Below are 4622 nucleotides of genomic sequence, written 5' to 3'. Positions count from 1 at the left end.
AGGTCGCGCACCGTCACCTCGCCGACGCCCTCGACATTGGCGTATCGGGCCACCAGGTTCACCAGATGCGGGTGCCGCGGCGCGAGCTCGGGTGCGTCCTCCACACAGACGATCCGCTCGTCGGCCGCCACGGCCCCCAACGCCGCGGACAACAGCGTGGTCTTTCCCGCGCCCGTCCCGCCGGAGACGAGGAAGGCCAGCCGCGCGGCGATGACGTCGTCGAGGACACCGGCGGCCTCCGCGGCGATCGCACCCGCGCTGACGAGCGCCCCAAGATCCTGGGTCGCGGGCCGCAGCACCCGCAGTGACAGACACGTTCCCGCTGGCGCAATCGGCGGCAGCACCGCATGGAGGCGCACGGTGAACCCACCCGCGCTCAAACCCGTCAGCTGCCCGTCCACCCAGGGTTGGGCCTCGTCCAGGCGGCGTCCCGCGGCAAGGGCCAACCGCTGAGCCAGCCGTCGCACCGCGGCTTCGTCGGCGAAGCGGACGGCGCTACGCCGCAGGCCCGTGCCGTCGTCCACCCAGACCGAATCCGGTGCGGACACGAGGACGTCGGTGGTGCCCTCGGCGCACAGCAGGGGCTCGAGGATTCCCGCGCCCGTGAGTTCGGTCTGGAGTAGCCGCAGGTTGCTCAACACGTCGGTGTCCCCGAGCACACCGGAGGATTCCGCGCGGATGGCCGCGGCGACCACGTTCGGCAAGAGCGGCGCCGACTCGGTCGCCAACCGTTCCCTGACCCGCTCGATCAGCGAGGCGTTACTCATGCGGCCACCTGCTCGGTCACCGATCCCGGCTGGCGGTGCAGCACCTCCAAGACGCGCCGCGCGGCCGACGTCAACGGCGACCGCCGCCGTGGCCTCAGACCGTCATGCTCGAGTTCTGCCGCAAGGCCCGGCTGCGGCCGCATCGCCGCGAGCAGTGGCAGGCCCGTGATGCGTGCGACGTCCGCCGCACGCAGGCCGCCGGGGGACGGTCCCCTCACCACCAAGCCCACGTTCGGGTTGGTCGCCACCAGCCACTGTCCGATGGCTCCCGCGGCAGCGCACGACCTGACGTCGGCCGGGGAGACGAGCACGACAAGGTCCGCGACGTCGAGCGCGACGTCCACCGCGGGAGTCGCGCGTCGCGGCAGATCGCAGATGATCGTGGCGCCACCGCGACATCCCCCGTCGATCACCGCACTCAAGGCGGCGGCACCGATTTCGCCATCCGTCGGGCCTGCCGACAGCACCGCGACGCCATGTCTCGATGGCAGCGCGGTGCAGAGAGCCGGGTAGCCGATCCGACCGCCGCCGAGGGCCAAGTCCGGCCAGCGCAGCCCCGAGTCGCGCTCGCTGCCCAGGGTCAGATCGATTCCACCGCTCCACGGGTCGACGTCTAGCAGCAGTGCGCGCGGCGCGACGTGGGCGAGCGCCGTCGCGAACACCGACGCGCCTGCCCCGCCACGCCCTCCGATCACGGCCAACACCGCGCCGCGGCGATCGACCTCGGTGACCGACTCGGCGGCATCGGACAACTCCGAGACCAGTTCGGTCTCCTGATGGGGAACCGACAGCACGCGTTGTGCACCGACCGAAATAGCCACCCGCCATGCCTCGGGGGTCGGCGCGGTTGGCCCGATCACCAGCACGCGATCACGTCGCGGCAGCCCCAGCTCGACGCAACGACGGGCACTGTCGACGTCGAGGACGATCGCCGACGCTCCAGTCCACACCTTGCGACTGGACGGCTCACTGGCGTGGACCACGCGCACCCCGGCCGCGGCGGCGACGCGATCGACGTCGCGGCGCAGCGCGTCATCGACGACCAGCGAGAGAATGCCGTTGTTCGTGCTCATGCCCCCACTCTTGCGCCACCGTACGACCAAGGGCCATGCCAGCAGGCGTGATTGTGGATGAGGAAGCGACTGTGGATGAACCGGCGTACGGGCGGGCGCGGATATCGCAAACAGCCGAGAACAAGCCTCACGATTCGCTGCGGGAGATTGCCGAACTTGTCCGGAAAAAGGGACGACCCCCGCCAGGGGGGAGGAGGCGGAGGTCGTCGTGTATCAGCCCCGGGGGGTCGGGCTGATGCACACCCGGCATAAGCCGAGTAATGCTCACTATACACACGACGATGCGCGCCAGCACAAGTCATCGGAACCCTATGAATTATCAATGAAATCATACGGTGACCTGGAATATTACAGACCGAGACAGGTGACTGAGGCTGCCACTTCACCGAGTTCTGCGGCTCAGGAGACACGCCCGCCGCATATGCTGGAAACCGTGACCGCCCCCGGCTCCGCCTCGGCCGACGCCGTCGAGCCGCGAACCGCGCCGGTACGCACGGCGGCATTCTTCGATCTGGACAAGACGGTGATCGCCAAATCGAGCACCCTCGCTTTCAGCAAACCGTTCTTCGATCAGGGGCTGATCAACCGCCAGGCCGTGCTGAAGTCGACCTACGCACAGTTCCTCTTCCTGATGTCGGGCGCCGATCACGAACAGATGGATCGGATGCGCTCGTACATCACCACCATGTGCACCGGCTGGAACGTCGAACAGGTGAAGTCGATAGTCAGCGAGACGATGCACGAGATCGTCGACCCGCTGGTATTCGCCGAGGCCGCGAACCTCATCGCGGACCACAAGCTGTGCGGGCGCGACGTCGTGGTGGTCTCGGCGTCGGGTGAGGAGATCGTCGCTCCGATCGCGCGCGCCCTAGGTGCCACGCACGCAATGGCAACGCGAATGGTCGTCGAGGACGGAAAGTACACCGGCGAGGTGGCGTTCTACTGTTACGGCGAGGGCAAGGTCGAAGCCATCGAGGAGCTCGCCGCCCGCGAGGGCTATTCACTCGACCACTGCTACGCGTACTCCGACTCGATCACCGATCTGCCGATGCTCGAGGCAGTCGGCCACCCGACCGTGGTCAATCCCGACCGTGCACTGCGCAGGGAGGCGACCGGCCGCGACTGGCCCGTGCTGACGTTCTCCCGGCCGGTATCCCTCAGAGACCGCATCTCCGCGCCGTCGGGGGCCGCGGTGGCCACGTCGGTGGCCGTCGGCGCCAGCGCCCTGGCGGCCGGCGCACTCACGTATTCGTTGCTGCGGCGGTTCGTGTTCTGACGGCACGTCGACGTTGCCACAACGGCTGTTGCTGACGCCCTCCAATAACGATCCGGCGACTCAGGAGAATTGGCCCTTGATGTGACCGCGGTCACGGAGTACAAAGGAGTCACGGAAGCCAGGCAAGGCCAAGGTCGAGCCGGAAGAGAAGGTTCGTTCTCCCGAGTCAGGCATCCCAGCACGGAACTCGGAACCCACGCGGAGCACACGCCGCGATAATGGCAGAAGTGTTGCGGGCCTGCGTAATTGCGGAAAGCGGACGCCAAGCGACGACCCCTTGGGTGGGGTCAGCAGCCGTAGCGCATCGTTAGAACGCCGAGGCCACCCACGCAACCCACAAAGCACGCTTGGTACCCGAAGTCCCGTGCTAGCGGGCGACGAGCCGAATCAGATTCGGAGCGTCGCCCGCTTCATTTTGCTGAGCGTCACTTCTGTGCCGCCTCGGCGATGGCCAGCGCCTCCCTTGCGCCCGCCTTCAGCCCGTTGCTGCTGTTGATGAGCCACGCGGCCAAGCCCTCCCGCGTCCCCGACTCGAATCCGCGAGCGGCGTCCCGGTAATCGCCGACCTTGCGCATCCAATACGACTCCGGCACGCCGAGGCCATGGGTGTCGAGCCCACTGGCGATGGTCACCAACCGCGACACGCCCCGCGCCACCACGCCGTCCGCGACGCCGAACGGCTTCAGTGTCAGCAGCTCGCCGTGCACGACGCCGGCCAGCACCGGCGCCGGAACGCGCGTGCTCGTCACCACGTCGGCGAGCAGCCCGAGGCGTTTTCCGACACTGGCCGCGGCGCGGGGCCTGCCGAGCCGGTCGTCGTCGGTGAGGCCGACGGCGGCCAACGAATGAATCCGCGCGATCGCCTGCAGCGGAGCGTGCCTCCACACCCCCACCAGCGTCGTCGCCTCGCCCTCGAGGGCTTCGGCGACGCGCAGTGCACCCGCCAGCACCGCGTCGGGTTCACCATCCTCGGCGACGACGAGCGACGCCCCGTCCAGCACGGACGTCGCGCGGGCGGCCCGCATCGCCGCTTCCGAAGCCGAAGCGGGCCAACCGCGCCGGTTCGTCTTGTGCCGGTGGGCCAGCGCCAGCGCCTCGCGGGCAGCCTCACCGGCCTCTGCCACCCCCGGCAGTTCCGCCAGCGGGGCGAGGGGATCGGAAGCGGCCACGTGGACACGCTAGTGCGTGCCACCCCGCGCAATGCGGGCCGCACACGGTCGTGTGAGTTGCCAACGTCGATGCAACTGTCGGTGACTACGCTCACATCCATGTCCGACACAGAGACCGAAGCTCCTTCCTCCTATCCGCCTGCTGTCGAGTTCGCCGATCGGGCGAATGCGAAGGAGGCGTTGTATCGCGACGCTGAGGCGGATCGGTTGGCGTTCTGGGGTGAGCAGGCGAAGCGGTTGGTGTGGGAGACGCCGTTCACCGAGGTGTTGGACTGGTCGGCGGCGCCGGTGGCGAAGTGGTTCGTCGGTGGGCGGCTCAACGTGGCCTACAACTGCG

General features: G+C 68.5%; 5 protein-coding genes. 2 read left to right on the top strand and 3 right to left on the bottom strand.

All coding sequences use genetic code 11. From position 1 onward, the window contains the following. Together ACRDUX_RS07925 and ssd are read right to left on the bottom strand one after the other, a co-directional pair. Positions 1–767, bottom strand: a 767-nt coding sequence (locus ACRDUX_RS07925; RefSeq protein WP_526412658.1) for an ATPase, T2SS/T4P/T4SS family, incomplete at its 3' end; no start/stop codon positions are given. Next, complete coding sequence (gene ssd / locus ACRDUX_RS07920; protein ID WP_526412656.1) at positions 764–1840, bottom strand: septum site-determining protein Ssd; 1077 nt, start codon at positions 1838–1840, stop codon at positions 764–766. The genes ACRDUX_RS07925 and ssd, both read right to left, overlap by 4 nt. Before the next feature lie 421 nt (positions 1841–2261). Here ssd and ACRDUX_RS07915 point away from each other — a divergent pair, with 421 nt between their 5' ends. After that, positions 2262–3116 carry an HAD-IB family hydrolase gene (locus ACRDUX_RS07915; protein ID WP_526412659.1) on the top strand — a complete coding sequence of 285 codons (855 nt, stop codon included), beginning with the start codon at positions 2262–2264 and terminating at the stop codon, positions 3114–3116. Between the two features lie 425 nt (positions 3117–3541). On the opposite strand, the gene ACRDUX_RS07910 is transcribed toward ACRDUX_RS07915, so the two are convergent. Next, positions 3542–4285: an oxidoreductase gene (locus ACRDUX_RS07910; RefSeq protein ID WP_526412654.1), complete on the bottom strand. Its 744-nt coding sequence runs from the start codon at positions 4283–4285 to the stop codon at positions 3542–3544. 99 nt (positions 4286–4384) lie between these two features. Between ACRDUX_RS07910 and ACRDUX_RS07905 the strand changes: the two genes are divergently transcribed. Further along, positions 4385–4622: acetyl-coenzyme A synthetase N-terminal domain-containing protein (locus ACRDUX_RS07905; protein ID WP_526412652.1), on the top strand; the 238-nt coding region annotated here is incomplete at its 3' end.

Origin of the sequence: Mycobacterium sp. (assembly GCF_050701675.1) — a bacterium.
Taxonomy (GTDB): domain Bacteria; phylum Actinomycetota; class Actinomycetes; order Mycobacteriales; family Mycobacteriaceae; genus Mycobacterium.
The sequence above is the reverse complement of the archived record's forward strand: the minus strand, read 5'-3'. Positions and strand labels throughout refer to the sequence as shown.

Coding starts and splice junctions, on each gene's coding strand:
- ssd (WP_526412656.1), bottom strand. CDS start 1,840: ATGAGCACGAACAACGGCATTCTCTCGCTGGTCGTCGATGACGCGCTG.
- ACRDUX_RS07915 (WP_526412659.1), top strand. CDS start 2,262: ATGCTGGAAACCGTGACCGCCCCCGGCTCCGCCTCGGCCGACGCCGTC.